21 protein-coding genes are annotated in these 26,271 nt (G+C 75.2%); 7 read left to right on the top strand and 14 right to left on the bottom strand.

Features of this window, described 5'->3' with window-relative positions; translation table 11 throughout:
* Positions 1 to 53: 53 nt before the first annotated feature.
* The gene (locus tag SK069_RS06885) at positions 54 to 1,295 is read right to left on the bottom strand and encodes an acyl-CoA dehydrogenase family protein (protein WP_319953456.1); all 1,242 of its coding nucleotides are present in this window, start codon (positions 1,293 to 1,295) and stop codon (positions 54 to 56) included.
* A 129-nt stretch (positions 1,296 to 1,424) separates the two neighbouring features.
* On the opposite strand from SK069_RS06885, the gene SK069_RS06880 reads away from it, so the two are divergent.
* Positions 1,425 to 2,252, top strand: a complete 828-nt coding sequence (locus SK069_RS06880) for a helix-turn-helix transcriptional regulator (RefSeq protein WP_319953455.1) — start codon at positions 1,425 to 1,427, stop codon at positions 2,250 to 2,252.
* Between the two features lie 11 nt (positions 2,253 to 2,263).
* Here SK069_RS06880 and SK069_RS06875 read toward each other — a convergent pair whose 3' ends face one another.
* Together SK069_RS06875 and SK069_RS06870 are read right to left on the bottom strand one after the other, a co-directional pair.
* Positions 2,264 to 3,457, bottom strand: a complete 1,194-nt coding sequence (locus SK069_RS06875) for a low temperature requirement protein A (protein ID WP_319953454.1) — start codon at positions 3,455 to 3,457, stop codon at positions 2,264 to 2,266.
* Between the two features lie 119 nt (positions 3,458 to 3,576).
* Complete coding sequence (locus tag SK069_RS06870; protein ID WP_319953453.1) at positions 3,577 to 4,329, bottom strand: SDR family oxidoreductase; 753 nt, start codon at positions 4,327 to 4,329, stop codon at positions 3,577 to 3,579.
* Positions 4,330 to 4,499: 170 nt separating this feature from the next.
* Between SK069_RS06870 and SK069_RS06865 the strand changes: the two genes are divergently transcribed.
* From SK069_RS06865 to SK069_RS06855, 3 genes are read left to right on the top strand one after another with little or no spacing between them, the layout of a single operon-like run.
* Positions 4,500 to 5,390: a LysR family transcriptional regulator gene (locus SK069_RS06865; RefSeq protein WP_319953452.1), complete on the top strand. Its 891-nt coding sequence runs from the start codon at positions 4,500 to 4,502 to the stop codon at positions 5,388 to 5,390.
* A 44-nt stretch (positions 5,391 to 5,434) separates the two neighbouring features.
* Positions 5,435 to 6,346: a crotonase/enoyl-CoA hydratase family protein gene (locus SK069_RS06860; protein ID WP_319953451.1), complete on the top strand. Its 912-nt coding sequence runs from the start codon at positions 5,435 to 5,437 to the stop codon at positions 6,344 to 6,346.
* Positions 6,343 to 6,996, top strand: coding sequence for a TetR/AcrR family transcriptional regulator (locus SK069_RS06855; protein ID WP_319953450.1), 654 nt, complete (start codon positions 6,343 to 6,345; stop codon positions 6,994 to 6,996). The genes SK069_RS06860 and SK069_RS06855 overlap by 4 nt, the downstream gene beginning before the upstream one ends.
* A 61-nt stretch (positions 6,997 to 7,057) precedes the next feature.
* On the opposite strand, the gene SK069_RS06850 is transcribed toward SK069_RS06855, so the two are convergent.
* Complete coding sequence (locus SK069_RS06850; RefSeq protein WP_319953449.1) at positions 7,058 to 7,705, bottom strand: Abi-alpha family protein; 648 nt, start codon at positions 7,703 to 7,705, stop codon at positions 7,058 to 7,060.
* Between the two features lie 16 nt (positions 7,706 to 7,721).
* On the bottom strand, positions 7,722 to 9,023 hold the full coding sequence (locus SK069_RS06845) for a hypothetical protein (RefSeq protein ID WP_319953448.1): 1,302 nt from the start codon (positions 9,021 to 9,023) through the stop codon (positions 7,722 to 7,724).
* Between the two features lie 158 nt (positions 9,024 to 9,181).
* Between SK069_RS06845 and SK069_RS06840 the strand changes: the two genes are divergently transcribed.
* Positions 9,182 to 10,486: a PucR family transcriptional regulator gene (locus tag SK069_RS06840; RefSeq protein WP_319953447.1), complete on the top strand. Its 1,305-nt coding sequence runs from the start codon at positions 9,182 to 9,184 to the stop codon at positions 10,484 to 10,486.
* 3 nt (positions 10,487 to 10,489) lie between these two features.
* Here SK069_RS06840 and SK069_RS06835 read toward each other — a convergent pair whose 3' ends face one another.
* Genes SK069_RS06835 through SK069_RS06815 form a run of 5 tightly spaced genes read right to left on the bottom strand, consistent with a single transcriptional unit; the run spans position 10,490 to position 17,258 of the window.
* Positions 10,490 to 11,329, bottom strand: coding sequence for an SDR family NAD(P)-dependent oxidoreductase (locus SK069_RS06835; protein WP_319953446.1), 840 nt, complete (start codon positions 11,327 to 11,329; stop codon positions 10,490 to 10,492).
* Positions 11,330 to 11,334: 5 nt separating this feature from the next.
* The gene (locus SK069_RS06830) at positions 11,335 to 13,002 is read right to left on the bottom strand and encodes a carboxyl transferase domain-containing protein (protein ID WP_319953445.1); all 1,668 of its coding nucleotides are present in this window, start codon (positions 13,000 to 13,002) and stop codon (positions 11,335 to 11,337) included.
* On the bottom strand, positions 12,999 to 15,125 hold the full coding sequence (locus SK069_RS06825) for an ATP-binding protein (RefSeq protein ID WP_319953444.1): 2,127 nt from the start codon (positions 15,123 to 15,125) through the stop codon (positions 12,999 to 13,001). The genes SK069_RS06830 and SK069_RS06825 overlap by 4 nt, the downstream gene beginning before the upstream one ends.
* A complete protein-coding gene (locus SK069_RS06820; RefSeq protein ID WP_319953443.1) occupies positions 15,122 to 16,078 on the bottom strand; it encodes a hydroxymethylglutaryl-CoA lyase in 957 nt (318 codons plus the stop codon). The genes SK069_RS06825 and SK069_RS06820 overlap by 4 nt, the downstream gene beginning before the upstream one ends.
* Positions 16,079 to 16,106: 28 nt before the next feature.
* Positions 16,107 to 17,258, bottom strand: coding sequence for an acyl-CoA dehydrogenase family protein (locus SK069_RS06815; protein WP_319953442.1), 1,152 nt, complete (start codon positions 17,256 to 17,258; stop codon positions 16,107 to 16,109).
* A gap of 107 nt (positions 17,259 to 17,365) precedes the next feature.
* Between SK069_RS06815 and SK069_RS06810 the strand changes: the two genes are divergently transcribed.
* Positions 17,366 to 17,983: a TetR/AcrR family transcriptional regulator gene (locus tag SK069_RS06810; RefSeq protein ID WP_319953441.1), complete on the top strand. Its 618-nt coding sequence runs from the start codon at positions 17,366 to 17,368 to the stop codon at positions 17,981 to 17,983.
* A 71-nt stretch (positions 17,984 to 18,054) separates the two neighbouring features.
* Here SK069_RS06810 and SK069_RS06805 read toward each other — a convergent pair whose 3' ends face one another.
* Both SK069_RS06805 and SK069_RS06800 read right to left on the bottom strand, forming a co-directional pair.
* A complete protein-coding gene (locus tag SK069_RS06805) occupies positions 18,055 to 18,762 on the bottom strand; it encodes an NADPH-dependent F420 reductase (RefSeq protein WP_319953629.1) in 708 nt (235 codons plus the stop codon).
* A 49-nt stretch (positions 18,763 to 18,811) separates the two neighbouring features.
* Entirely contained in the window at positions 18,812 to 21,784 is a 2,973-nt protein-coding gene (locus SK069_RS06800; RefSeq protein WP_319953440.1) for an AMP-binding protein, read from the bottom strand.
* Positions 21,785 to 21,997: 213 nt separating this feature from the next.
* Here SK069_RS06800 and SK069_RS06795 point away from each other — a divergent pair, with 213 nt between their 5' ends.
* Positions 21,998 to 24,037, top strand: coding sequence for an NADPH-dependent 2,4-dienoyl-CoA reductase (locus tag SK069_RS06795; protein WP_319953439.1), 2,040 nt, complete (start codon positions 21,998 to 22,000; stop codon positions 24,035 to 24,037).
* Positions 24,038 to 24,048: 11 nt separating this feature from the next.
* On the opposite strand, the gene SK069_RS06790 is transcribed toward SK069_RS06795, so the two are convergent.
* Together SK069_RS06790 and SK069_RS20245 are read right to left on the bottom strand one after the other, a co-directional pair.
* A complete protein-coding gene (locus tag SK069_RS06790; RefSeq protein WP_319953438.1) occupies positions 24,049 to 24,684 on the bottom strand; it encodes a TetR/AcrR family transcriptional regulator in 636 nt (211 codons plus the stop codon).
* A 41-nt stretch (positions 24,685 to 24,725) separates the two neighbouring features.
* Positions 24,726 to 26,195 carry a fatty acid desaturase gene (locus tag SK069_RS20245; protein WP_406628255.1) on the bottom strand — a complete coding sequence of 490 codons (1,470 nt, stop codon included), beginning with the start codon at positions 26,193 to 26,195 and terminating at the stop codon, positions 24,726 to 24,728.
* Between the last annotated feature and the right edge of the window lie 76 nt (positions 26,196 to 26,271).

The following is a 26,271-nucleotide window of genomic DNA, read 5'->3' as shown; positions in this document are numbered from 1 at the left end:
GGCGGTGCCGCGCGCCGCGGGCGCCGCCTCCGGGGTGACCGGCGCCGCGCCGCTCAGCCCGTCACGTCGCGACCGATCAGGGACCGCGCGATGACCCACTGGAGGACCTCGTTGGCCCCTTCGAAGATCTCGAGGACCTTCGCGTCGCGGAAGAGCTCCTCGAGCTGGAAGGTCTCGCCGGTCGCGGCGATCTCGCGCGCGAAGCCGTAGCCGCCGAAGACCTGCACCGCGTCGCGGGCGACGTCGTTGGCGAGCTTCGTCGCGAACTGCTTGGCCATCGACGCCTCGGGCTCGCCGGAGCGGTCGCCGCGGTCCAGTCGGACCGCCGCCTTCTGGTAGAGCGACCGCGCCGCCTCGAGGTGCGTGGCGTGGTCGGCCAGCCGGTACTGCCAGTGCTGCATCTCCCCCAGCCGCTTGCCGAAGAGCACGCGGGAGCGGACCCGCTCGACCGCCAGGTCGAGCGCCTTCTGCGCGACGCCGACGCCGGCCGCGGCGATCCCCACCCGCCCGGCGGCCAGCGACGCGAGCGCCGCGCCCAGGCCCTTGCCGGGCGCGCCGAGGACGCGCTCCTCCGGCACGAGGACGTCCTCGAAGACGATGTCGGCGGTGATCTGGCCGCGGTGCCCGAGCTTGCGGTCGGGCGCGCCGACCGTCACCCCGTCGGCGCGCATGTCGACGAGGAGGAACGTCAGCGCGGGCTCGTCGCCGTCGCGGCAGAGCACGCAGCACCAGTCCGCGACGACGGAGTTCGTGATCCAGCGCTTGCGACCGCTGATCCGGAACCCGCCGTCGACGCGCCGGGCGACCGTCCGCAGCGCCGTCGGCGTCAGGTCGCTCGAGGCGTCCGGCTCGGTGGTGGCGAAGGAGAAGGCCGACGCCCCGGAGACCAGCGACGGCAGGACGAGCTCCTGGACCTCCGGCCGGGCGAACGAGAGCGCGCGGGCGTTGAGGATGCACTGGCCGTCGTAGACCCCGGCCATCGAGGAGGACTCGTAGGCGATCTCCTCCGTGACGAGGCAGGTCGCCAGCATCGCGTGCTCGAGCCCCGCGCCGTGCGGCTCGGGGAACGGCACCGCGAAGAGGCCGTCGGCGGCGAGGCCGCGGAAGGCCTCCCAGGGGAAGGCGTCCGCGGACTCCTCCATCGCGCCGATCTCGCGGGCCACCGGTGCGAGGTGCCGCGCGACCGACGTCCGCGCGAGCTCGCGGACGTGGGCGACGTCGTCGGGCAGGAACACGTCGTGCCAGGTCCGGTCCTGCGTGCGCGCCGGGGTCCCGCCGCTCGTCGAGCTCGTCATGCCGGGAAGCCTGCGGCCCGCGCGGCGCGCCGTGCACCGTCCGTTCGGGACAGGTTCCTCCCCCGGTCGGCGATGCGGCACGCGGCTCGCCGTGGCGGGAGCCTCCGGAGCGAGTAGCGTGGCGTCCCGATGGACGGCGCGACGATCGGGGACCTGCGGCGCGCGATCGAGCGCCTCCGCGGGCCCGCGAACCGGCAGGGGCTCTGCGACGCGACGGCGGGCGCGCTCACCGCGTGCCTCGGGTTCGGGCGCGGGCTCGTCCTGTGCACGGCCGACGAGCGGCCGCTCATGATCAGCGCCGCGGTCGCGGACGACCGGGCCGCGGCCGGGGCGCTCGTGGCGGAGGCGGCCGACCGCGGGCTCGCCCTGCCCGAGGACGGCCCGGAGCGCGACGCCCTGCGCCGCCGCCGCGCCGTGCTCGGCGACGGCGGGCGCAGCTGCGCGGTCGCGGTGCGCGGGCCCTACGCCGTGGCGCCGATCCTCGAGGACGGGCGCCCGGTCGGGCTGCTGCACGGCGACCGCGAGCAGGGACGGCCGGTCGACGCCGGCGACCTCGTGGTGCTCGAGGCCTTCGCATCGGCCGTCGGCCTGGCGTTCGAGCGGGCCGGCGCGCAGGAGCGCGCGCGACGGCAGGCGCACGCCGTCCGGCACACCGCGGCGGCGCTGGAGGCCGTCGCCGACGACGCGCTGGCCCCGGCCCGCTCGCTGCTGCCGCGCACGACGGCGCCCGGACGATCCGACACGCCCGTGGCCCGGCTCGCGCAGGCGCTCACGCGGCGCGAGCTCGAGGTGCTCGAGCTGCTGGCCGCCGGCGCGACGAACCAGCGGATCGCCGAGGAGCTCGTCCTCTCGCACGGCACGGTGAAGACGCACGTGAAGCACATCCTGCGCAAGCTCCGGGTCGCCAACCGCGCGCAGGCCGCGGCGCTCTACAGCCGCTTCGTCGCGCGCAGCTGAACGGTCGTCGATCAGCGGTCGGCGGCGAGCGCGGCGCGCATCGTCGGCCCGGGACGGTGGCGGCGGCGCCAGGTGTCGTACCCGGCGACCGACAGGAGCGTCACCACGAGCAGCACGCCGACGGCGAACGCCGGGATCGCGGTCCCGGCCAGCCCGATGAGCAGGCACGCGCCGATCGCGATGGTCCGCGACGGGCTGAGCCTCCCCGTGTTGCGCAGCCGCATGAGGTCCTGCGCCAGCAGGTAGAGCACCGGTCCGGCGACGGCGGCGATGAGCGCGGCGGTCTCCAGCTCGTCCTTCGGGTGCGCGAGGATCACCTCGTCGCCCACGGCGCTCGCGACGATCCCGCCGATCAGCACGACGTGGAGGTACGTGAAGATGTCGCGGGCGACCGTCGTCCGCTGCTCCTCGGCGCCGTGCAGGTGCGTCTCCGTCAGCAGGGCGATCGAGCCGAAGTACAGCCACCAGAGCGTCGCGGTGCTGACGAACGCCAGCACGACGGCGAGGGTCGAGACGAGATCGAGCTCGTGGCTGGACGCGGTGGCGCCGGTGAGGATGATCGTCTCGCCGAGCGCGATGATCACGAACAGCTGGAAGCGCTCGGCGAAGTGCGACGCCCCGACGTCCCACGCGCCGGCCGGGGACCGCCCGCGGCCCGGCAGCCAGTACAGCGCCAGCGGTCCGCCGTAGTCGATCAGCAGCGCGACGAGCCAGAGCGCCGTCCGGGAGCCGCCGTCCGCGATCCCGCCGGCGATCCAGAACGCGCCCGCGACGACGAACCACGTGAAGATCCGCGCCGCCCGGTCGCGCTCGACGGTTCCGGGACGGGCCGCGGAGAAGGCGAGGAACCCGTGGCGCAGGAGCTGCACCGCGACGTAGCAGCCGACGAAGAGCAGCGCCCGGTCGCCCCACGCCTCGGGGATCGCCACGGCCATCAGCAGCCCCAGCAGCATGAGGACGAGGAGCAGCAGGCGGACCGGGCCGGACTCGGGGTCCAGCTCGTTCATCGCCCAGGTGGTGAAGTTCCACGACCACCACACGACGAGCAGCACGAGGGCCGTCTGCCCGGCGCCCTCCCAGCTGAGGTGCTCGAGCAGGAGGTGCGAGGTCTGCGTGATCGCGAAGACGAAGACGAGGTCGAAGAACAGCTCGAGCGTCGTGACGCGCTGGGCCTGGTCGCCGGCGCGGCGAAGGGTGGTGGTCATGCGTGTTCCGGGGCCGTTCGGGGGACGCGGGGCAGCGTACGGGCCCGGCGGCGATCCGCCGCCGGGCCCGGTCGAGGTTGGCGCGTGCCCGCTCTCCACGGGCGGGGGTGCCGCGCGGCTCAGCGCGTCGTGTAGCCGCCGTTGGCGAAGATCGTCTGGCCGGTGATCCACCAGCCGCCGGTCACGAGGAACTCGATGATCGGCGTGATGTCCTCGATCTTCGTCAGCTCGCCGTTGAGGCTCTGCGAGCGGTGGTAGGCGATCGAGTCGTCGTCCTCGGCCGGGTAGAAGAACGGCGTGTCCATCGGCCCGGGCCCGAGGGCCGTCACGGAGATCCCGCGCGGCGCGAGCTCCTTCGCGGCGGCGCGGGCGAAGTGCTCGACCGGCGACTTCGAGCCGGCGTACGTCGAGTAGAGGCCGGTGAAGGCCGCCAGCAGCGACGTCACGATCGTGACGATCCGCCCGCCGTCCTCGATCCGCTTGCCGGACTCCTGGAGGAAGAAGTACGCCGCCTTCGCGTTGATCGCGAACATCTCGTCGTACTCGGCCTCGGTCGTCTCGACGATCGGCTTCTTCAGGACCTTGCCGACGGTGTTCACGGCGACGTCGACCTTGCCGAAGCGGTCGATCGCGGCGTCGAACAGGGCCTGGACGTTCGCCGGGCGCTTGAGGTCGCCCTGCACGGCGATCGCCTGGCGGCCCGCCGCCTCGACGGCGGCCACCGTCTCCCGCGCGGCGTCGGCCGAGGCGTCGCTGTTGTAGTGGACGACGACGTCGGCGCCGCGGGCGGCGACCTCGCGGCTCAGGAGGCCGCCGAGGTTCTTCGCGCCGCCGGCGATCAGGACGACCTGGGACTCGAGCGTGGGGGACATCGGGTGCTCCTTCGTGGGGTGCGGGGTGCGCGGCGTCGGGGCCGCGGGCGCGGCGGCGACCGCGGGCCCGGGACGCGGAGACCGACGCTACGAGCGACGTGCCGCGGAGGGAAACGCGCGCTGCTGGTGGATCCACAAGCAGCGCCGGTGGATCGCGTACCGTGGGGCTCGTGCCGCTGGACCTGCGCAAGCTCGAGCACTTCATCGCGGTCGCCGAGGACCGGAGCTTCACCGCCGCCGCCACGCGGCTGCACCTGAGCCAGCAGGCGCTCTCGGACTCCATCCGCCGACTCGAGCGCGAGCTCGGCGTGACGCTGCTCACCCGGACCACGCGCCGCGTGGCCCTCACCGAGCCGGGCCGCGCGCTGCTCACCGACGCGCGGTCGCTGGTGGCCGCCGCGCTCGCGGCCCGCGAGCGCGTGCGCCGCGTCGACCGCGGCGATCACCCGGTCCTGCGCGTCGGGCACACCCCCGCCCTCAGCGGGGAGCAGGTCCACGAGCTCACCGCGCCGCTGCTGGACCGCGTGCCCGACGTGCGGTTCGCGGCCACCCAGCGGTACCCGAGCGACCTGCTCGACGAGCTCGCGCGGGGGACGCTCGACCTCGGCCTCGCGCGCGCCCTCGCCGCACCGGCCGGGCTCGAGGGCCGGATCGTCGCCGAGCACGCCCTGCGCGTCGCCCTCCATCGCGACCACCCGCTCGCCGGCCGCGAGCGGGTCGCGCTCGGGGACCTCGCCGAGGACCGCCTGATCGTGTGGGGCGATCCCGGGCGCTCGAACCACGCCGACGAGCTGATCGAGCGCTGCCGTGCGGCCGGATTCACCCCGCGCACGGTGCGCAGCGCGATGCAGGGGACGCCGCCGGTCACCTCGGTCGTCGCGCCGGACCGGTTCGCGCTCGTGACGGACCGTCCCGGGCCCGCGGTCGGCGGACGGGTGCTCGTCCGCGAGCTCGACCCTCCGGCGACGACGGCGGTCCGCGCGCTCTGGAACCCGGCGGCGACGCCGCCGCTCGTGACGACCTGGCTCGAGGCCCTCCTGCCTGTCACACACGAGAAGTGACATCACTTCTTGACTCGGGAGGGTCGGCCCGACTACCGTCGGCCATGCCCTCCGCGACCGACCCGGCCTACGAGACGATCCGCTACGCGACCGACGGCCCGGTCGCGACGATCACGCTGGACCGTCCCGCCGAGCTGAACACGATCGTGCCGCCGATGCCCGAGGAGGTCGAGGCGGCGGTCCTGCGCGCCACGCGCGATCCGGCGGTGAAGGTCGTCGTCCTGCGGGGCGCCGGCCGGGCGTTCTGCGCCGGCTACGACTTCGGCGACGGCTTCCACCACTGGGGCGAGCTGCTGGAGACCGACGGGCGCTGGGACCCGGGCAAGGACTTCGTCATGGCCACCGCGCCGCAGCTCTCGCCGACCCAGCAGCTCATGAGCATCTGGCGCTGCCCGAAGCCGGTGATCGCGCAGGTGCACGGCTGGTGCGTGGGCGGCGGGAGCGACTTCGCCCTCTGCGCGGACCTCGTCGTGGCGAGCGAGGACGCCGTCATCGGCACGCCCTACAGCCGGATGTGGGGCGCGTACCTCTCCGGGATGTGGCTGTACCGCCTCGGCCTGACGAAGGCGAAGGAGCACGCGCTGACGGGGCGGCCGCTCACCGGGCGCGAGGCCGCCGACGTGGAGCTCATCAACCGCGCGGTGCCGTTCGCCGAGCTCGAGGCGACCGTCGCGGCGCTCGCGGCCGACCTCGCGCGGATCCCGAGCTCGCAGCTCGCGGCGCAGAAGCTCATGGTGAACCAGGCCTACGAGCAGATGGGGCTGCACGCCACGCAGACCCTGGGGCCGATCCTCGACGGCCTGATGCGCAACACGCCCGACGCGCTGGCGTTCATCGACCGCGCCGAGCGCGAGGGCGTGCGCGCCGTCGTCGCCGAGCGCGACGGCCCCTTCGGCGACTACGGCCAGGCGCCCCCGGAGCGGCGGCCGAACCCCGAGCACGTCATCGAGCCGTGAGCCGCGCTCGGGACGGCGCCGCACCCGCCCTCGCGCGGGACGCCGGCGGTCCGGCGACCGCGAAGGGCCGGGCCACCCGGGCGCGCCTGCTGGACGCCGCCGCGGCGCAGCTCGCCGCCGACGGGCGGATCGAGGTCGCCGCCGTCGCCGAGCGCTGCGGCGTCGCCCCCAGCGTGCTCTACCGCTACTTCGCCGGCCGCGACGGCCTCGTCGCCGCCGTCGTGGACGCGCTCTACGACGACTACGCGGCGGCGGTGTTCGATCGTCCGCTGGGCGAGGACCCCGACCTGCCGGCCGGCGCCGGCTGGCTCGTGCGCGAGGAGCACCGGATCGGGCGCGAGGTCGCGTTCCTCTACGCCCACCCGCTCGGGCGGGCGGTGGCCGCCGGGCTCGTGCACGACGCGGCGGCGACGCAGGTCGACGCCGCCCGCCTGCGTCGCCACGTCGCGCAGGCGGCGCGCAACATCGAGCACGGGCAGCGACGCGGGGAGCTCGACCCGGCCATCGACGCCGGCCTCGCGGCGGCCGCGATCATCGGCGCGCTGCGCGCGGTGATCGCCGACGCGCTCGGACGACCCGAGCCGCCGCCCGAAGCCGAGGTCGTCGCGACCGTCGTGCGGGTCGGGCGAGCCGTGCTGCGGGCCGGCTGACCGAGGACGCCACGCGCCCGTGCCCGGCCGCGCGGCCCCGGCCACCCGCGCTCGTCCGGCCCTACGGGGCCAGGCCGACGGCGCGGGCGAGGTCCCGGCCCAGCGGGGTGAGCACGAGGCGCTTGCGCACGAGGCGCGCACGACCGACCCGGCGCGCCAGGGCGACCTCCGGCTGCGCCTCGAGCACCTCGTAGGGCCCGTCGCCCGGCAGCGGCTCGTCGCAGGCGGTCGCGATCCCGAGCCGCCGCAGGTCGTCGAGCAGCACCGCCGGGTCCAGCGCGGTGCGCACCCCCGCCTCCCGGACCGCCATCGTCGCGTCCGCCAGCACGGTCCGCTCGCCGCCCCGCAGGCCCTCGCGGACACGAACGTCGAGCATCGGCTGCGGGCCCCCTTCGGCGAGCAGGCGCAGGACGCGCGCGCCGTCCGGGCTGAGCTGCTCCAGCAGGCGGCCGAGGACGGGGTCCGGCGCGCCGTCGTCGCGCGCGACCCGGGAGCTCTGCTCCAGCAGCGCGGCGAACCGCGCCCCGAGGCCGCCGCCGCCGGGGCCCGCCGGTCCGGCGGTGCACGCGTCGGCCGTCCCGGTGCCGAGCGCGCGCTCGGGTCCGGTCGGCTCGTCGAGCAGCGCGCGGAGCTGCCGGCGCAGGCCGCGGCCGCCCCAGCGAGCGACGGATCCGGCGAGGTCGAGCGGGGCGGTGGCGATGGCGATCACGGGGGTCCTCCGACGGTCAGACATGGGTTCCGAAGACGGCGAGGTGCAGGAGGCCGCCGACGACGCCGAGCGCGCCGCCGTGCAGCAGGAGCAGCCACTCGTCCTCCTTCATCGCCGCGCGCAGGAGCTCGGCGAACTCGGGGTGGCTGAGGCTGCGCATCCGCTCGGTGAGCATCCGGTGGATGTGGACGCCCTGGCGCGCGTTGAGCTCGGGATCGGCGAGCGGGGCCAGGGACCGCGCGGTCGAGCGACGGGCGATCTCGGCGCCGAGCGCGGCGTAGTCGCCGGCGCCGACGGCCGCCTTGAGCGCGATCCGCGCGGAGCCGAGCGCGTGATCGAGGACCGGCTCGAGCTCCTCCGCGATCATCGCCCGGGTCCGGTCGGACTTCGGTCCGTGCAGCAGGTCGTCGGCGAGCCGCTCGACGGTCAGGACCTCCTCCGCGATGATCGAGCTGTAGATCTCGGCGACGTCGTGCTGGCGGCGGATGAAGAGGCCGTGGACGGTCAGCGGGCCGATCCTCCGCGGCTCGAGCGGCGAGAAGATCGCCTCGATCGCCAGCCAGTTCGTGACCCACCCGATGACGATCCCGGCCAGCGGCAGGACCCACCACTGCGGCACCGCCGAGACGAGCGCCACGAGCGGGATCCCGAGCACGAAGCCGAACACGAAGCCGAGCCGGATGATCATCTGCAGCTCGCGCTCGCCGACCTCCTGGAAGACGCGGTTGGCCAGCTGCGGCCGCTCGGCCATCCGACGGATGACCATGAGCTTGATGTCGAGCAGCTCGTCGACGTCGTCGCCGATCCGGACGGTCACGCGCCGCAGCGCCGCGGGCAGCTCGTCCTGGACGCGCCGCTCGATCGAGCGCTTGGCCCCGGCCGGGACGCGGTCCCACAACCCGCCGTAGCGGGCACGGATGGCCTCGTCGACGAGCTCCGGCACCTGCGGCGACAGCTCCCGCTCGAGCCGTGCGGCGATCTCGTCCGGCTGCAGCTGGCGGTAGAAGTCGGCGGCGCCACCCAGCCGCGAGAGGCCCTTGTCGACGGCGATCGAGCCCATCTTCGCGGCCCGCGAGGGGATGATCCCCTGCCAGCCGAGGCGGCCCTCGGCGAGGCCGAGCGGGACGAGCCGCAGCCGGCGCGGCAGCGCCGGCCCGATCCGCGCGAGCCCCGGGATCCGCGCGCCCCGGAACTCCAGCGGGCTGAAGAGCATCCAGATGCCGGTCCAGTTCGTGACGTAGCCGATCACGGCGGTGAAGAGCGGGATCGAGAGGCCGGCGACGCCGACCCCCAGGACGGTGAAGCTCGCGATCGTCATGCGACGTCTCGGAGGCGGTCGGTCACGGGCGTCTGGCTCATGGGGACGACCGTAGGCCCGGCGCTCCCTCGGTCGCTCGTCCCGCTCCGACAACCCGGCCGCGGGCGTTGTCCGGAGAGGACGAAAGGGCACGCGCGACCCGCCGTAGGCTGGCGACCGTGGCCAGCATCCCCTCCTCCGATCCCGCCGTCGACGCCGCGCTGCGGGCGACCGTGGAGCGCAGCCGCGAGCGGCTCGACGCGCTCGCCGACCGCCTGTCGGGGCACCTCATCGGGAGCGTCGCGGATCTCGCCGACGAGCCCGAGATCGCCGACGTGCTCGTCACCGCGGCCCGCGAGGGCACGGCCGCCTGGCTGGCGATCGTCCGCGACGGCGCCCTCCCGCGCGAGGTCGCGGTGCCCGAGTCGGCGCGCGCGCTCTCGCGCGCCTGGGTCCGGCGCAACCGACCGCTGCCGCCGCTGCTGCGCGCCTACCGGCTGGCGCACGGCTTCGTCGCGCGCGAGATGCTCGCGCTGCTGCGCGAGCTCGCCGACGATCCCGGGACGCTCGGCCGGGCGTCGGAGCGGCTCGTCGAGCTGAGCTTCGGCTACGTCGACGGTCTCTCGGCCGCGATCACCGACCTCTTCCTCGGCGAGCGCCAGCGGCTCGTGCGCAGCGCCGAGCTCGCCCGGGCGGAGGTCGTCACCGCGCTGCTCGCCGGCGAGGCCGTCGACGTCGACGCCGCCGAGCGCCGGCTCGGCCATCCGCTGCGCGGCCACCACCTCGGCCTCGTGCTGTGGGCCGAGGGCGGCGAGGCGACCGACGAGCCGCTGGGGCGGCTGGAGTCCGAGGCGCAGCGGCTCGCCGACGCGGCCGGCGGCCGCGCCCTGCTGCGCATCCCGGTCGGGGGGCGGCTGCTGTGGGCGTGGATCGCCGGCGACGCCCCGCTCGAGGATCGCGCGCTGCGCGCCGCGCCGTCCGCCGCCCAGCGCACGCGCCCGACCGGCGAGCGACCGGCCCCGCGGGAGGCCGCGGCCGGTCCCCTGCCGGCGGTGCTGCACGTCGCGATCGGCGCGCCCGCCGCCGGCCCCGCGGGGTTCGTGCGCTCGCACCAGGACGCGCTCGAGACCCGTCGGGTCGCGGTGCTCGCCCCGCGACCGCCGCGGCTGAGCCGCTACCGCGACACGGACCTGCTCGCGCTGCTGACCGGCGACGAGGAGCGCGCACGGCGGTTCGTCGAGGCCCGGCTCGGCGCGCTGGCCGAGGACGAGGACGGCGCGCGGCGGCTGCGGGTGACGCTCCGTGCGCACCTCGAGGAGCGCGGCAGCAACGTCGCCGTGGCCCGCCGGCTCGGGATCCACGAGAACACGGTGAAGTACCGCGTGCGCAAGGCCCGCGAGCTGCTGGCCGCCGGCGCGGCGGACGACGACCCGCTCGCGCTCGGCGCGGCGCTGCGCCTCGCCGACCTGCTGCCGGCTCCCTGAGGCTCAGTCCTTCGCCGACCCGGGCTTCGTCTGGCGCTCCTGCATCCGCGCTCCCAGCCGGTCGGGCACGACCGAGCCGACCGTCGCCTGGACGCTGTTGCTCGCGCCGCCGGTGACGACGTGGTCCTCGCCGCGCATCATCGCCTCGAACCCCTCGCGGGCGACCTCGGCGGGATCGTCCTTCGGGCCGGCGCCGACCTTCGTGTCCTCCATGTCGGCGCGCACGAAGAACTCGGTGTCGGTCGGGCCCGGCTGCAGCGCGGTGACGCTCACGCCGTGGGGGTCCAGCTCGCGCCGCAGCCCCTCGGCGAAGGACTGCACGAACGACTTCGACGCGCCGTAGGTCGCCTGGTAGGGCGCGGGCGCCGACGCCGCGATCGAGGAGGTGATGAGGATCCGCCCCGAGCCCTGCCCGACCATCCGGTCCACCACGTGCTTGGCGAGGTGGACCGTGTGGCCGACGTTCAGGTCGACGAGCCGCAGGTGGTCGTCCAGCGAGGTCTCGGCGAACGGGCCGCCGAACCCGACGCCCGCGTTGATGACCGCGACGTCCAGCGGCCGCGCGTCGCCCTCGACGACCGACCAGAGCTCGTCGACGCCGTCGCGACGCGCGAGGTCGACGCGGACCGCCTGGACCGCGACGCCGGAGCCGCGCAGCTCCTGCGCGACGTGCTCGATGTCGTCGTCCTCGGCGGCGACGACGAGGTCGAAGTCGTGAGCGGCGAGCTGGCGGGCGAGCTCGCGCCCGATGCCGCTCGAGGCGCCGGTGACGACGGCGCGCTGCCGGACGGGGGACTCGGTGTGCGTCATGACCCGCGCCTGCCCGCCGCGGGTCGTGCGCATGCGCGCTACATCCGGAACAGCGGCCGGCGGACCGGCGGCAGCGGTGCGTTGGCGCACGCGTCGAGCGCCAGGCCGACGACGCGGCGCGTGTCGCGCGGGTCGATGATCCCGTCGTCCCAGAGCCGCGCCGAGGCGTAGACCGGGTTGCCCTGGCGCTCGAACTGCGAGCGCACCGGGGCGGCCATCGCCTCGCGGTCCTCGTCGGAGAACGTCTCGCCGCGCGCGGCGAGCTGCTGCTCGCGCACGGTGGTCAGGACGGTCGCCGCCTGCTCGCCGCCCATCACGCCGATGCGCGCGTTGGGCCACATCCAGAGGAACCGGGGCGAGTACGCCCGGCCGCACATCCCGTAGTTGCCGGCGCCGTGCGAGCCGCCGACGACGACGGTGAGCTTCGGCACCCGGGCGCACGAGACGGCGGCGACCATCTTCGCGCCGTCCTTCGCGATCCCGCCGGCCTCGTACTCGCGGCCGACCATGTAGCCGGCGATGTTCTGGAGGAAGAGCAGCGGCACCGAGCGCTCGTCGCAGAGCTCGATGAAGTGCGCGGCCTTCAGGGCCGACTCGCGGAAGAGGATCCCGTCGTTGGCGAGGATCCCGACGGGGTGGCCCTGGACATGGGCGAACCCGGTCACGAGCGTCTCGCCGTAGAGCGGCTTGAACTCGTGGAGGTCGCTGCCGTCGACGAGCCGCTCGATCAGCGGCCGCGGCGAGTACGGCTCGCGCGTGTCGACCGGCACCACGTCGAGCAGGGTCTCCGGGTCCTCGCGCGGCGGGCGCGGGGCGCGGGTGGCCCACGGCGCCAGCGGCGCCCCCTCCTCCGGTGCCGGGTCGGACGCCAGCGCGCCGCCCGCCGCGCGACGGCGCTCGTGCGGGAGCGTCGCGACGATCCGCCGGACGATCTCGATCGCGTGCGCATCGTCCTCGGCCAGGTGGTCCACGACGCCGGAGGTCCGGGCGTGCAGGTCGCCACCGCCGAGCTCCTCCGCCGTGACCTCCTCCCCCGTGGCGGCCTTCACGAGCGGCGGGCCGCCGAGGAAGATCGTCCCCTGCTCCTTGACGATCACGGTCTCGTCGCTCATCGCCGGGACGTACGCGCCGCCGGCGGTGCAGGAGCCCATGACCGCGGCGATCTGCGCGATCCCCTCGCGGGAGAGGCGGGACTGGTTGTAGAAGATCCGGCCGAAGTGCTCCTTGTCCGGGAAGACCTCGTCCTGCTTGGGCAGGAACGCCCCGCCGGAGTCCACGAGGTAGATGCAGGGGAGGCGGTTCTCGAGGGCGATCTCCTGCGCGCGCAGGTGCTTCTTCACCGTCAGGGGGTAGTACGTGCCGCCCTTGACGGTGGCGTCGTTGGCGACGATCACCACCTCGCGGCCGTGGATCCGGCCGACCCCGGTGATGATCCCCGCGGCCGGGACGTCGTCGTCGTAGACCTCCTCGGCCGCCAGCGGGCTGAGCTCGAGGAACGGGCTGAACGGGTCCACGAGCCGGTCGATCCGCTCGCGCGGCAGGAGCTTCCCGCGGGAGACGTGCCGCTCGCGCGCCCGCTCCCCGCCGCCGGCGGCGACGCGGTCCAGCCGGGCGCGGAGGTCGTCGATGAGCGCCAGGTGGCGCTCGCGGTTCGTCGGGGCCGGCGCGTCGGGCGCGCCGGCGGTCGCGGTCGTCTCGGTGCTCATGCCTCGTCCTCCTCCTCGACCGCGGCCAGGACCTGGCCGCGCTGCACGTGGTCGCCGACGGCGACGTCGACGTGGGCGACGACGCCGTCGCGCGGGGCGCTCACGTCGAGCTCCATCTTCATCGACTCGAGCACGACGACCGTCTCGCCGGCCGCCACCCGCGTGCCCGCCGGGGTGCGGACCGCCAGGACGACGCCGGGCAGCGGCGCCTCGAGGCTCCCGGAGCCGGCCGCGGCCCCCGCCGCGCGCGCGGGCTCCGGGCGCCAGGCCACCGTGCCGGTCGGGCCGTGCAGCCAGCGCCACTCGCCATCGGGCACGCGACGCCAGGTCGCCTCGTCGCCGTCCTGCACGACCCGCAGCACCAGGTCGTCGGCCGGTCCGGCCACGGCGTGCGCCCGGACGACCCGTGCCTCGCCGTCGTCGAGCGCGACCTCGAGCCCGCCGTCGTCGGTCGGCCGGACCGTCGTGACGAGCGGCTCGTCCTCGCCGTCGCGCCAGGCCAGGCGCGTCGCGGCGCGTCGGCCCACGCGCCAGCCGTCGGCGTCGCCGAAGCCCGCGTCCGCCGTGCCGCCGAGGGCGAGCCGCTCGGCGGCCGCCAGGGCGACGGCGGCCCGCGCGCGCTCGGCCGCCGGCGGCTCCCGCAGCGCCGGGCCGGCCTCCTCGTCGGCGAGCAGCCGCTCCAGGAGCGTCGTCGTCGTGCGCGCCGCGACGACGTCGGGGTGGCCGAGGAGCCGTCGCAGGAACGCGGCGTTCGTCTCGACGCCGAGCACCGCGAGCTCGGCGAGCGCCGCGACGAGCCGCTCGCGCGCCTGCTCCCGGTCGGCGCCGAAGGCGATGACCTTCATGAGCATCGGGTCGAACGCCGTGCTCACGACGCTGCCGGTCGTGATGCCCGAGTCCACGCGCACGCCGACCCCGGCCGGCTCCCGGTAGGCCACGACCGTGCCGACGGCCGGCAGGAAGCTCGTGCCGACCGTGCGCTCGGCGCAGATCCGCGCCTCGATGGCGTGGCCGCGAGCGACGTGGTCCCCACCCACCCCGCCGTCGGGCAGGAGGACGGCCAGCGGGACGCCCTCGGCGATCCGCAGCTGCAGCTCGACGAGGTCGAGCCGGTGCACGAGCTCGGTCACCGGGTGCTCGACCTGCAGCCGGGCGTTCATCTCGAGGAAGTAGATCCCCGGCGCGTCGGGGTCGGCGGCGGCGTCGGGCGCCTCGACGAGGAACTCGACGGTGCCGAGGTTGCGGTAGCCGGAGGTCGTCGCCAGGCGCACCGCGGCGTCGTGCAGGCGACGGCGCGTCGCGTCGCTCAGCCCGGGGGCCGGCGACTCCTCCAGCAGCTTCTGGTGCCGGCGCTGGAGGCTGCACTCGCGCTCGCCGATCGCGACCGCCGCGCCGTGGTGGTCCGCGGCGACCTGGACCTCGACGTGCCGCGCGGGCTCCACGAGCCGCTCCACGAGCAGGTCGCCGCGACCGAAGGCGGCCTCCGCCTCGCGACGGGCGGCGCCGACCGCGTCCGGCACCTGGCCGAGCTCGTCGACGCGGCGCATGCCCTTGCCGCCGCCACCGGCGGCGGCCTTCAGGAGCACCGGCAGGCCGTGCTCCTGCGCGAACGCGCGGACGCCCTCCTCGGTCAGCTCGTCGGCGTCGAGACCCGGGACGACCGGGACGTCACCGGCGATCGCGGTCCGCTTCGCGGCGCTCTTGTCGCCGAGCAGCGCGATCGCCTCGGGCGTCGGCCCGATCCAGCGGATCCCGGCGTCGACGAACGCCTGCGCGGCGTCGTCGCGCTCGGCCAGGAAGCCGTAGCCGGGGTGGACCGCGTCGCAGCCCTCCGCGCCGGCGATCGCCACGAGCTGCTCGACGTCGAGGTACGGCGAGCGCTCGCCGGTGCGGCGCAGCGCGATCGCCCGGTCCCCCGCGAGGACGTGCGGCGCGTCCGGCGCCTCGTCCGGCGCGCGGACGACGACCGACGCGACGCCGAGCCGCCGCAGCGTCGCGGCGATCCGGACGGCGATCTCGCCGCGGTTGGCGATCAGGACGCGCCGGATCGGCTCGCGCCCGGCGCCGACGCTCGGGTCCGTGACGGTCGCGGCCATCGACTGCTCCCCTCCCAGGACGCTCATGCGGGCGCCCCCGCGTCGCGGTGCCAGTCGATCGGCCCGGCCACGAGCGTATGGGAGCCCAGCGGGCGGCCGAGCACCCCCTGAACGGCCCGGCTCGCGTCGAGCAGCGCCCGCAGGTCGATGCCGGTGGCGACGCCCATCTCGTGGAGCATCGACACGAGGTCCTCCGTGGCGATGTTGCCGGTGGCGCCCTTCGGGACGGGACAGCCCCCGAGCTCGCCGAAGCTCGACTCGAAGCTCGTGCAACCGGCCTCGAGGGCGGCGACGGCGTTCGCCAGGCCCTGCCCGCGGGTGTTGTGGAAGTGCGCCGTCAGCAGGACGCCCGGCAGCGCGGCCGCGGCGTCGGCGAAGAACCGGCGGACCTGGCGGGGGTTCGCCATGCCCGTCGTATCGCCGAAGCCGATCTCCGTGACGCCCATCGCGGCGAGCTCGCCGGCGATCTCCCGCACCCGGGCGGGATCGACGTCGCCCTCGTACGGGCAGCCGAAGCTCGTCGCGATCACCGCCTCGACGTGCAGCCCCTCCGCCTGGGCGCGGGCCACGACCGGGGCGATCCCGGCGAGCGACTCTTGCACGGCGCGGTTGACGTTCTTGCGGTTGTGCGTCTCGGAGGCGGAGAGGAACACGCCGACCTCGTCGAAGCGCTCGCGCAGCGGCAGCGCCCGGTCGAGGCCGCGCTCGTTCGGGACGAGGACGGACCGGGACACGCCCTCCGGCACGTCGATCCGCCGCAGCACCTCCTCGGCGTCGGCGAGCTGCGGGATGACGTCGGGCCGGACGAACGACGTCAGCTCGATCCGGTCGATGCCGGTGCGCACGAGCCGATCGATGAGCGCGACCTTGTCGTCGGTCGCGATCCGCTCGGGCTCGTTCTGGAAGCCGTCGCGCGGTCCGACCTCGCGGATCCGGACGGTCGCGGGCAGGTCGTCGTCGGTGGGCTGCTCGGGGGCCATGTCGCTCCTCGTCGTCGGGCGGCCGGGCTCAGGCCGCGAGCAGGGCGCGCGAGATGACCATCTGCTGGACCTCGTCGGTGCCCTCGCCGATCGTGAGGATCTTCGCGTCCCGGTAGAAGCGGCACACGGGGTACTCCTCGATGTACCCGTAGCCGCCGTGGATCTGGACCGCGTCCTCGGCAGCGCGGACCGCGAGCCGGCCCGTCTTGTACTTCGCCTGGGCCGCGGTCAGCGAGAAGTCGCGCCCGGCGTCCTTCAGCGCCGCCGCCTTGTAGACGAGCATCCGGGCGGCCTCGATCTCCGTGGCGATGTCGGCGAGCTTGATCTGGATCGCCTGGAACTTGCCGATCGACTGCCCGAACGCCTCGCGCTCCTTCGCGTAGGCGACCGCCTCGTCCAGCGCGCCCTGGGCGAGGCCGAGCCCCATCGCCGCGACGCCGATCCGGCCGATGTCGAGGATCCGCAGGAACTGCTTGAAGCCGTGGCCGCGCGGGCCGAGCAGGTTCTCGGCGGGCACGCGGCAGCCGTCGAAGCTCAGCGGGCGCGTGTCGGAGGCGTTCCAGCCCATCTTGCGGTACGGCGCGCCCGGCTCGTAGCCGGGGGTCCCGTTCTCCACGACGAAGGCCGAGACCTCCTTGCCGCCGCGCTCGTCCTGCCCGGTCACGGCCGTGAGCGACACGACGCCCGAGATGTCGGTCCCGGCGTTCGTGATGAACTGCTTCGCGCCGTCGATGACCCACTCGTCGCCCTCCTCCCGGGCGCGCGTGGCGGTGTTGCCCGCGTCGCTGCCGGCTCCGGGCTCGGTCAGGCCGAACGCCCCGAGCTTGCGCCCCGCGCAGAGGTCCGGCAGGTAGCGCTCCTTCTGGGCGTCGTCGCCGAAGAGGTAGATCGGCTGCGTGCCCAGCGACGTGTGGGCGCACATCGTGATCGCCACGGACGAGTCGACCCGCGTGAGCTCCTCGACGGCCACGGCGTACTGGAGCGTCGTGCCGCCGGCGCCGCCGACCTCCTCCGGGAACGGGATGCCCATCCAGCCGAGCTCGCCCATCTTCGCGACGAGCTCGTAGGGGAAGCGCTTCTCGCGGTCGAGCTCCTCGGCGACGGGGGCGACCTCCTGACGCGCGAACTCGCGGACGACGGCCTGCAGCGCGCGCACGTCGTCGGGCAGATCCAGATCCATGCTGGACTTGTACCGAACGAACGGTCTAAATTTCAAGCCGCGTTCCGATCGCCCCTCCGGGCGGCCGGCGATCCGGCCCCCGCTCCTCGTACCGTTCGCGTCACCCGATGGCCGCCCCGCCGAAGAAGCCCCACCTCCGCGAGCGCTACGACGAGCGCCAGCGGGAGGTGCTCGACACCTGCGCGGGCGTGCTCGCCAGGCACGGCTACCACGGCACCTCGATCGACGACCTCATCGCGGCGACGGGCCTGACCCGCGGCGGCCTCTACCACTACATCGGCTCCAAGCCGGAGCTCCTCAGCCGGGTGCTGGCCGACCTCATGGCGCCGCTGTTGGAGCAGGCGCGGCCGATCGTCGAGGGCCCCGACGCGCCCGCGACGGCGATCGAGCGGCTGCGGGCGCTCACGCGGCTGTGGATGACGCACGTCGAGGAGCACCAGGACCACGTCACCGTGTTCCTGCAGGAGCGCCACACGCTCGAGCAGGATCCCTCCTGGGACGAGGTCCGCGGCGACCGCGACGCGTTCGAGGCGCTCCTGACGACGGTCCTGGAGCAGGGGGTCGCCGACGGGGAGCTGCGTCTCGCGGACCCCGGGCTGACCGCGCTCGGCCTCCTCGGGATGGTGAACCACAGCGTCGTGTGGTTCCGTCGCGGCGGGCGCCTGAGCGCGCAGCAGGTCGCCGACGGCTTCGTCGACCTGCTGCTCGGCGGCATCCGGGCCTGACGGCCGGCGCGGCCGCCGTCCCGGGCGCCCGCGGCGCCGGCGCGCGCGGCCGCGCCGGGACCCCGGGACGGTCAGGCGCGCCAGTCCGCCGTCCGCTCGGGGCTCGCCGCCGCCAGCGCCGCCCGCAGGCCGTCGGCGTCGAGCTCCGCGCCGTAGCTCGGGCTGCCCGGCTGCTGGCGCCAGGAGTCCGCGAGGCCCCCCGCGTCCACGGGATCGAAGCCGAGCTCGCGCACGAGCTCGAAGACCCGCTCCTTCGCCGCGGCGTCGTCCCCGGCGATCGGGATCGCGAACCCGGCGGCGCCGGGCGCCCCGACGTCGAGGATCCGCTGGGCGTAGACGCCGTTGAACGCCTTGACGACCGGACGGCCGAGCTGCGCGGCGACCCACGCGCTCTCCGGCGTGCCGTCCTCGATCTCGGCGATCCGCCCGTCGCGCTGCTGCGGGTAATAGTTGTTCGTGTCGATCACCGCGGCGCCCGGTGCGGCGCCGTCGAGGATCCCGGCGGGAAGCTCCGGGACCCGGGCGAGCGGGATCGTCACGACCACGACGTCCGCCCCGTCGGCGGCCTCGGTCGCCCCGACGGCCGTGGCGCCGATCTCCTCGGCGAGCGCGGCCAGCGTCTCCGGGCCGCGCGAGTTCGAGATCCGCACGTCGTGGCCGAGCGCGGCGAGCCGCCGCGCGAGGTTGCCGCCGATGTTGCCGGCGCCGATCAGGCCGATGGTGGCCATGTCCTGCTCCCTGGTCGAGCGTCGCGGCCCGGGACGGCCGCGATCGTCGATCGGTTGTAGCGCACCGCCGAGCGTGCCCCGCGAGGGCGCCCGACGGACGTCAGTCCGCGCTCACCGGCGCCGCGTCGGCGGGGACCTCGGTCGCCGCGCGGTACGAGCCGTCCTCGGTCAGCCGCCAGGAGCGGTCCGCCGGCGGCAGCCCCTGCGCGCGCAGCGGCTCGGTCAGGGGACGCGACCAGGTCGAGAGCGGGACCTCGTCGATGACGTGGATGATGTCCGGCCGCAGGTCCGCGGCCACGCCGGAGAGGGCCGCGTTCAGGTCGTCGGCGGTGAGCTCCTCCCCCGCCCGGACGGTCACCGCGGTGACCGCGACCGGCTGCCCGTCGGGATCGGCGAGCGGGTAGGTCACGGCCAGGCCGATCGCCGGCACGTCGCCGAGCGCGTCCTGGATCGGGAACGCGTACACCGGGCCGTGGTCGGTTCGGATCGCCGCCTTGCCGTGGTCGACGAGCCAGAACTCGCCGTCGAGGTCGACGCGGAAGAGGTCGCCGGTGACGTGCCACGCGTCACCGCGCTCGAACACGCCGCGGACCGGGTGGCCCGGCGCGACCTCGACGCCGGTGCGCACGCGGGTCAGGAGCATGCCGACGTCGCCCGGCTTCGCCGGCAGGACGAACCCGTCCGGCCCCTCGATGAGGCCCTGGGCGTCCGGGTCCCACGCCGCCAGGCGCACCTCGGCGCTGCCGGGCAGCGGACGGCCCTTCGACCCGGGCTTCGCGCCCGAGACGTTCACGAGCACCGCGTCGCCCTCGGTCGAGGCGTAGAACTCGAGCACCCGCGCGCGCCCGCCGGTGCCGGTGCCGAACCGCTCCACGACCCGCCGCCACACGCCGCGCGGCATGCCCGAGCCGATGAAGAGCCGCACCGGGTGGTGGCGCTCGGCCGGGTTGCGGGGCGCGCAGGTCAGCGGGTCCAGCAGCGCCCACGTGTACGAGACGACCGTCACGCCGTAGCGCCGGACCTCGTCCCAGAAGATCTCCGGCTCGAAGCGGCGCGCGAGCGCGATCCGCGCGCCCGAGGCGACGGCGCCGCCGACGCTCATCATGAGCCCGGACGGGTGGTGCAGCGGCGTCACGGCGTAGACCGTGTCCGACGGCGTCAGCGCGGCCGCGGTCGCCGTGCCGAACGCCGAGAGCGCCCAGCGATGGTTCGTGATCCGCTTCGCGCGCGTACGGTCGCCCTCGCCGGTGAAGGTGATGAACGCGAGGTCGACCGCGCGGCCGGGGTTCGGCGCGTACCAGCCGGGCACGTCGACCCGGTCGGGGTCGATCCGCTCCATGTCGACGACGTGGGGGCCGAGGTCGCGGTCCTCGCCGCCGCCGCCGAGCACGAGCACCTCGACGTCGAGCTCCTGGCTGGCGGCCTCGGCGAGCTCCGGGTCGCAGACGATCCGCTCGATCTGCCCGAGCTGCGCCTCGCGGGCCAGCGCGCCGTCCGGGCGCATGAGCACGACGACCGCGCCGAGGCGGCTGAGGGCCGCGACGGTCGCCAGGGCGCTCGGCCGCGGTTCCATGAGGACGCCGATGTGCTGCCCCTGGCGGACGCCGACGGAGATCAGGCCGCGGACGATGTTGTCGATCCGGGTGCCCACCGCCGCGTGCGTGTGGGCCCGGTCCTCGAAGAGGAAGAGCACGCCGTCGGGCTGGCGGGCCGCCTGCTCCTCGAGCAGGAGGCCGAGCGAGATCCGCGTCTTCGGCTGGATCTGCTCCAGCCGGAAGAGCCGCGGGACCTGGCTGGCGGCCTCCGTGGCGAGCTCGCGCACGCCGCGCGCGGCGCGGCGCAGGCGGTGGCGCACCGTCCGCGCCAGCCCGAGGCCGACGGAGCCGGCGAGCTCGATGCTCGTCCCGATCCCCGGCCCGGCCGGCTCGGTCGAGGGCGGCGGGCCGTCGGCGGTCAGCGGCGTGACGTCCGGCCGCTCGCCGCGACCGGCGCGCCAGCTCATCCACGCGGCGACCGTCGGCCAGGTCACCGTCGAGGCCTGACCGCCGACGACGAGGCCGAAGTGCCCGGCGGTGAGGGGCTGCTCGTAGACCTCGGCGCGCGGCGCGGCGAAGGCGATCGCGCGGACGGCGGGCGGCTGGGCGATCTGGTCGACCTCGCCGACGAAGGCGAGCACCGGGCAGGTGATGTCGGCGAGCGTCACGAGGCGGTCCTCGATGACGAAGCCGCCGGACACCATCCGGTTGTGCGCGACGAACTGCCGCAGCAGCTCGGCGATCGCCGGACCGGACCACGCGACGAAGCCCTCGCCGCCGAGGAACCGGCGCTGGCGCTCGCGCGGCAGCAACGCCTCCCGGTCGTGCAGCTGGAGCAGGAAGTCGATCCGCGACCGGACGTCCTTCACCGGGTCCAGGAGCTTGAAGCCGGTGCTCGACGCCCACGCCGGGAGGGGCCGGGAGTCGAAGACGTCGGCCAGCACCCCGGCGGCGCCCGACGCGACGCGCTCGGGGATGCCGAGCGGCAGGTTGCGGCCGATGTCGACCGGGCTGCCGAAGGTGATGAGGCTCGCCAGGCCCTTCGCCCGGCGGTACGCGGCCGCCTGGTAGCAGAACATGCCGCCCTGGCTGTAGCCGCCGAGGTGCACGTCGCCGTCGACGATCTCCAGCACGCGGTCGATCGCGTCGCTCACGCCGACGACGTGATCGGTGAGCGTGCGCTCCAGGCCGCCCTCCTCCTGGTCCGGCGCGCCGAAGTCGACGACCCACGGGTCCATGCCGTGCTCGTGCAGCGACGTGACGGCGCTCGAGGTCGGCGCGACGTCCCAGATCTCGGCCGAGAGCATCATCGGCGGGACGAGGACGATCGCCGGGCGGGACGTGCCGTCCTCGGCGGCCTGCGCGTCGGGGAAGTAGCGCCGCAGCCGGAAGAGCCGCGTGGACGCGACGACCTCGTACGGCGCGTGCTCGTCCTCGCCCGCGTCGAGCCCGCCGAAGCGGACGACCTCCAGCGCGTTCTGGGCGGCGGCGCCGAGCCGCACGCCCGGGCGGGTGATCGCGTCGGGCACGAGCTTCACGGTCGGGTCCCCCGGGGATGGTGGTGGAGCGGTCCTTCGAGCATGCGCACTCAGCCGCGAACCTACACCCCGCGGCGACGTCGTACACCGCAGACGCGAGCGGGACACGACGTCCGGACGCGGCGGGCGGGCGGCCGCGCTCCGCGTCGTCGCGCCGACGCCGGCCGCCACGGCGCACGAGCCCGCTCCGGACGAGTGCTACCGTCGGTAGGAATGTACGAGCACTTGCTCTCCCCGCTCGACCTCGGCTTCACGACCCTCCGCAACCGGGTCGTCATGGGCTCGATGCACACGGGCCTCGAGGACCGGGCCTGGGACACCGGCCGCCTGGCGGCGTACGCGGCCGAGCGGGCCCGCGGGGGCGTGGGGCTGATCGTCACCGGCGGCTACGCGCCGAACCGGACCGGCTGGCTGCTGCCGCTCGCCGGCGACATGACCTCGTCGCGCACGGCGCGGCGCCACCGGCGGATCACCGACGCCGTCCACGCCGAGGGCGGCAAGATCGCGCTGCAGCTCCTGCACGCCGGCCGCTACGCGTACCACCCGTGGTCGCGCTCGGCGTCCACGACGCGCTCGCCGATCACGCCCTTCGGCGCCAAGGGGATGAGCGGCGAGGAGGTCCTCGGGACGATCGACGACTTCGCCACCGCCGCCGCGCTCGCCCGCGAGGCCGGCTACGACGGCGTCGAGATCATGGGCTCGGAGGGCTACCTCCTGAACCAGTTCCTCGCGCCGCGCACGAACCTCCGCCGGGACGAGTGGGGCGGGACCGCCGAGCGACGCCGCCGGTTCCCCGTCGAGGTCGTCCGCCGCGTGCGCGAGGCCGTCGGCGAGGACTTCATCCTCGTCTATCGCCTCTCGCTGCTGGACCTCGTCCCCGATGGGCAGAGCTGGGACGAGGTCGTCGCGCTCGCGCAGGAGGTCGAGGGGGCCGGGGCGACGATCCTGAACACCGGGATCGGGTGGCACGAGGCGCGCGTGCCGACGATCGTCACGTCGGTGCCGCGCGGCGCGTTCGCCTGGGCGACCGCGAGGCTCCGGCCCGAGGTCTCGATCCCGGTCGTCGCGTCGAACCGGATCGCGATGCCCGACCAGGCCGAGGAGCTCCTCGCCTCCGGCGCCGCCGACATGGTCTCGATGGCTCGGCCGCTGCTCGCCGACCCGGAGTGGGTCGCGAAGGCCGCCGCCGGCCGGGCCGACGAGATCAACACGTGCATCGCCTGCAACCAGGCGTGCCTGGACCACACGTTCCGGAAGAAGACCGCGAGCTGCCTCGTCAACCCGCGCGCCGCGCACGAGACGAAGCTCCGGATCGAGCCGGCGGCACGACCCCGACGGATCGCGGTCGTCGGCGCCGGGCCGGCCGGGCTGGCCTGCGCGACGACGCTGGCGCAGCGCGGGCACGCCGTCGAGCTGCTCGAGCGGGACGCGGCGATCGGCGGGCAGTTCAACCTCGCACGCCGGATCCCCGGCAAGGGCGAGTTCGCCGAGACGCTGCGCTACTTCGATCGCCGGATCGCCCGGACCGGCGTGACGCTGCGCCTGGGCACCGAGGCGACGCCCGCGCTGCTGGCCGGCTACGACGAGGTCGTCCTGGCGACCGGCGTCGCGGCGCGCACCCCGTCGATCCCCGGCGTCGAGCACCCGAAGGTCGTCACCTACGCCGACGCGATCATCGGCGCCGTCCCGATCGGGCGGCGCGTCGCGGTGATCGGGGCCGGCGGCATCGGCTACGACGTCTGCGAGCTGCTCGTCCACGCCGGCGAGCCGGAGACCGCCGAGGAGGCCCTCGCCGCCTGGCAGGCCCAGTGGGGCGTGGCCGATCCCGCGGAGGCCCGCGGCGGCGTCGTCGCCCCGGTCCAGGCGCCGCCGCTCCGCGAGGTCCACCTGCTGCAGCGCAAGGCGTCGAAGCTCGGCGCCGGCCTCGGCAAGACCTCCGGCTGGGTCCACCGCGCGGCGCTCGCCCAGCAGCAGGTCCAGCTGTACGCCGGGGCGACCTACGAGCGGATCGACGACGACGGCCTGCACGTGACGCTGCCCGACCCCGAGCGGGGCGACGACGCCCGCCGGTCGCTCGTGCTCGACGTCGACCACGTCGTGCTCTGCGCCGGCCAGGACCCGCGCCGCGACCTCGTCGAGCCCCTGCGCGCCGCCGGCGTGGAGCCCCACCTGATCGGCGGCGCCGACGTCGCCGCCGAGCTCGACGCGAAGCGCGCGATCAAGCAGGGCACCGAGCTGGCCGCCCGGCTCTGAGGGGACGCCGCTCAGGCGGCGGCCGCGTCGTCGCCGGCCCGCGCGAGCAGGTCGGTGACGTACGGGCGGATGAGCGCGGTGACGCCCTCGACGGTCGGCGCGATCCGGTCGACCGGCAGGACGACGTAGGAGATCGCGAGGCGCACGATCGTCTCGGCGAGGAAGCGGGACTCGCCCTCGGCGACGAACGGCCAGGTCTCGCGAACGAGCGCGGCGAGCGCCTCCGTGGCGTGCTCGAGCAGCGGACGACCCTCGGCGGTCACGAGCGGCAGGAGCTCCTCGCGACCGCCGTCCTCCGCGAGCAGCGCGCGCACGACGGGATCCTCGGCGGCGGCGTGGAGGAAGATCCCCAGCGCTCCGGCGATCGCGGCGGCCGGGTCCCCGACGCCGTGGCGGATCGTGTCCGCGACCGCGCCGACGAAGCGGTCGACCTCGTGCAGGACGAGCGCCTCGCTCAGCGCGCCGCGGGAGCCGAACTCGTTGTAGAGCGTCTGGCGGCTGACGCCGGCGCGGCCGGCGATCGCCGCCATCGTGACCTCGCGCCAGGGGCGCTCGGACGCGAGCTCCCGCGCGGCCTCCAGGAGCGTGCTGCGCAGGAGCGTCCGCGTCGCCTCGGCGTAGGAGGGGCTGCGGGGTGCGGACGCCATGCCGGGTCCCGAGGCTACTCGTCGGCCCGCGACCCCGCGGCTCACCCCCCGGCGGCGGCCCCCACCACCGGCACGAACGAGCGCTTGTCCTCGACGCCGCAGTCCGGGCAGGTCCAGCCGTCGGGGATCGCCGCCCACGGGGTGCCGGGCGCGAAGCCCTCGCGCGGGTCGCCGGCCGCCGTCTCGTAGACGTAGCCGCACTCGGGGCAGCGGTGCGCGGGCGCCGCGTCGGCGTCCGGCTCGGCCGGGGCGTCGGTCGCCCGCTCCGCCACGGCAGCGGCGCCGACGGCCGGGGACGCCCCGTAGCGGCGCAGGTACCGCTCGCGCTTGCGCGGCTGGAGGTTCGCGCGCGTGACGTCGCCGCCGTAGTGCGCCACGACCTTCGGGTCCATGACGCGCCGCCAGAGCGGCGGGAACAGCGCGAGGACGATCATCCCGGCGTACCCCGTCGGGAGCTCGGGCGCCTCGTCGAAGTGGCGCAGCGCCTGGTAGCGACGCAGCGGATGGGCGTGGTGGTCGCTGTGGCGCTGCAGGTGGTAGAGGAAGACGTTCGACGCGACGTTGTTGCTGTTCCAGCTGTGCTGGGGCTGGCAGCGCTCGTAGCGCCCGGTCCCGTCGTCGCGCTTCTGGCGCAGCAGGCCGTAGTGCTCGAGGTAGTTCACGACCTCCAGGAGGGAGAAGCCGAAGACGACCTGGATCGCCAGCCACGGGGCGATCTCGAGCCCGAAGACCGCCAGCAGCGCGCCGTAGAGGACGACCGACATGAGCCACGCGCCCAGCAGGTCGTTGCGCAGCGTCCACGGCGAGCGCTCGAGCCGGCGGAACCGCTCGCGCTCGAGCTCCCACGAGGACGCGAGGCTGCCCCGCACGGTGCGCGGCCAGAAGGCGTAGAAGCTCTCCCCCAGCCGCGAGCTCGCCGGGTCCTCGGGCGTCGCGACGCGGACGTGGTGCCCGCGGTTGTGCTCGATGAAGAAGTGGCCGTAGAAGCTCTGCGCCAGCGCGACCTTGCCGAGCCACCGCTCGCTGCTGGCGCGCTTGTGACCGAGCTCGTGCGCGGTGTTGATCGCGATGCCGCTGACGCAGCCGATCGTGAGCGTCAGCCCGATCTTGTCCACGACGCTCAGGCCGCCGTCGGCGAGCAGCCAGGCCGCGAGCACGAGACCCGCGTACTGCAGCGGCAGGAACGCGTAGGTGCACCAGCGGTAGTACCGGTCGCGCTCGAGCCACGCGAGGACGCGGTCCGGCGGGTTCTCGGCGTCGGTGCCGATGAGGACGTCCAGCAGGGGCATGAGCCCGAAGACGAGCACCGGCCCGAGCCACCAGAAGGCGCCGGCGCCGGTCGCCTCGACCAGCCCCCAGGCGAGGAACGGCGCGGCGGGGACGATCAGCCCGAGCAGCCAGGCGTAGCGCTTGGCGTCACGCCACGTGGGCTCGGTCACGGGGCCGTCGTACCCGTGGTGGTGGTCGTGGGCGTCGTGGTGCCCGTCGGCGACCGCAGCGTCGGTGCTCATGCGAACCCTCTCCCGGTTGACAACGATCGATCCGGTGTCGATCTGCTTGACAAGCATAGCTTCGATGTAAAGCGCG

The organism is Patulibacter brassicae, from assembly GCF_033949425.1.
Lineage (GTDB): Bacteria > Actinomycetota > Thermoleophilia > Solirubrobacterales > Solirubrobacteraceae > Patulibacter > Patulibacter brassicae.
The sequence above is the reverse complement of the archived record's forward strand: the minus strand, read 5'-3'. Positions and strand labels throughout refer to the sequence as shown.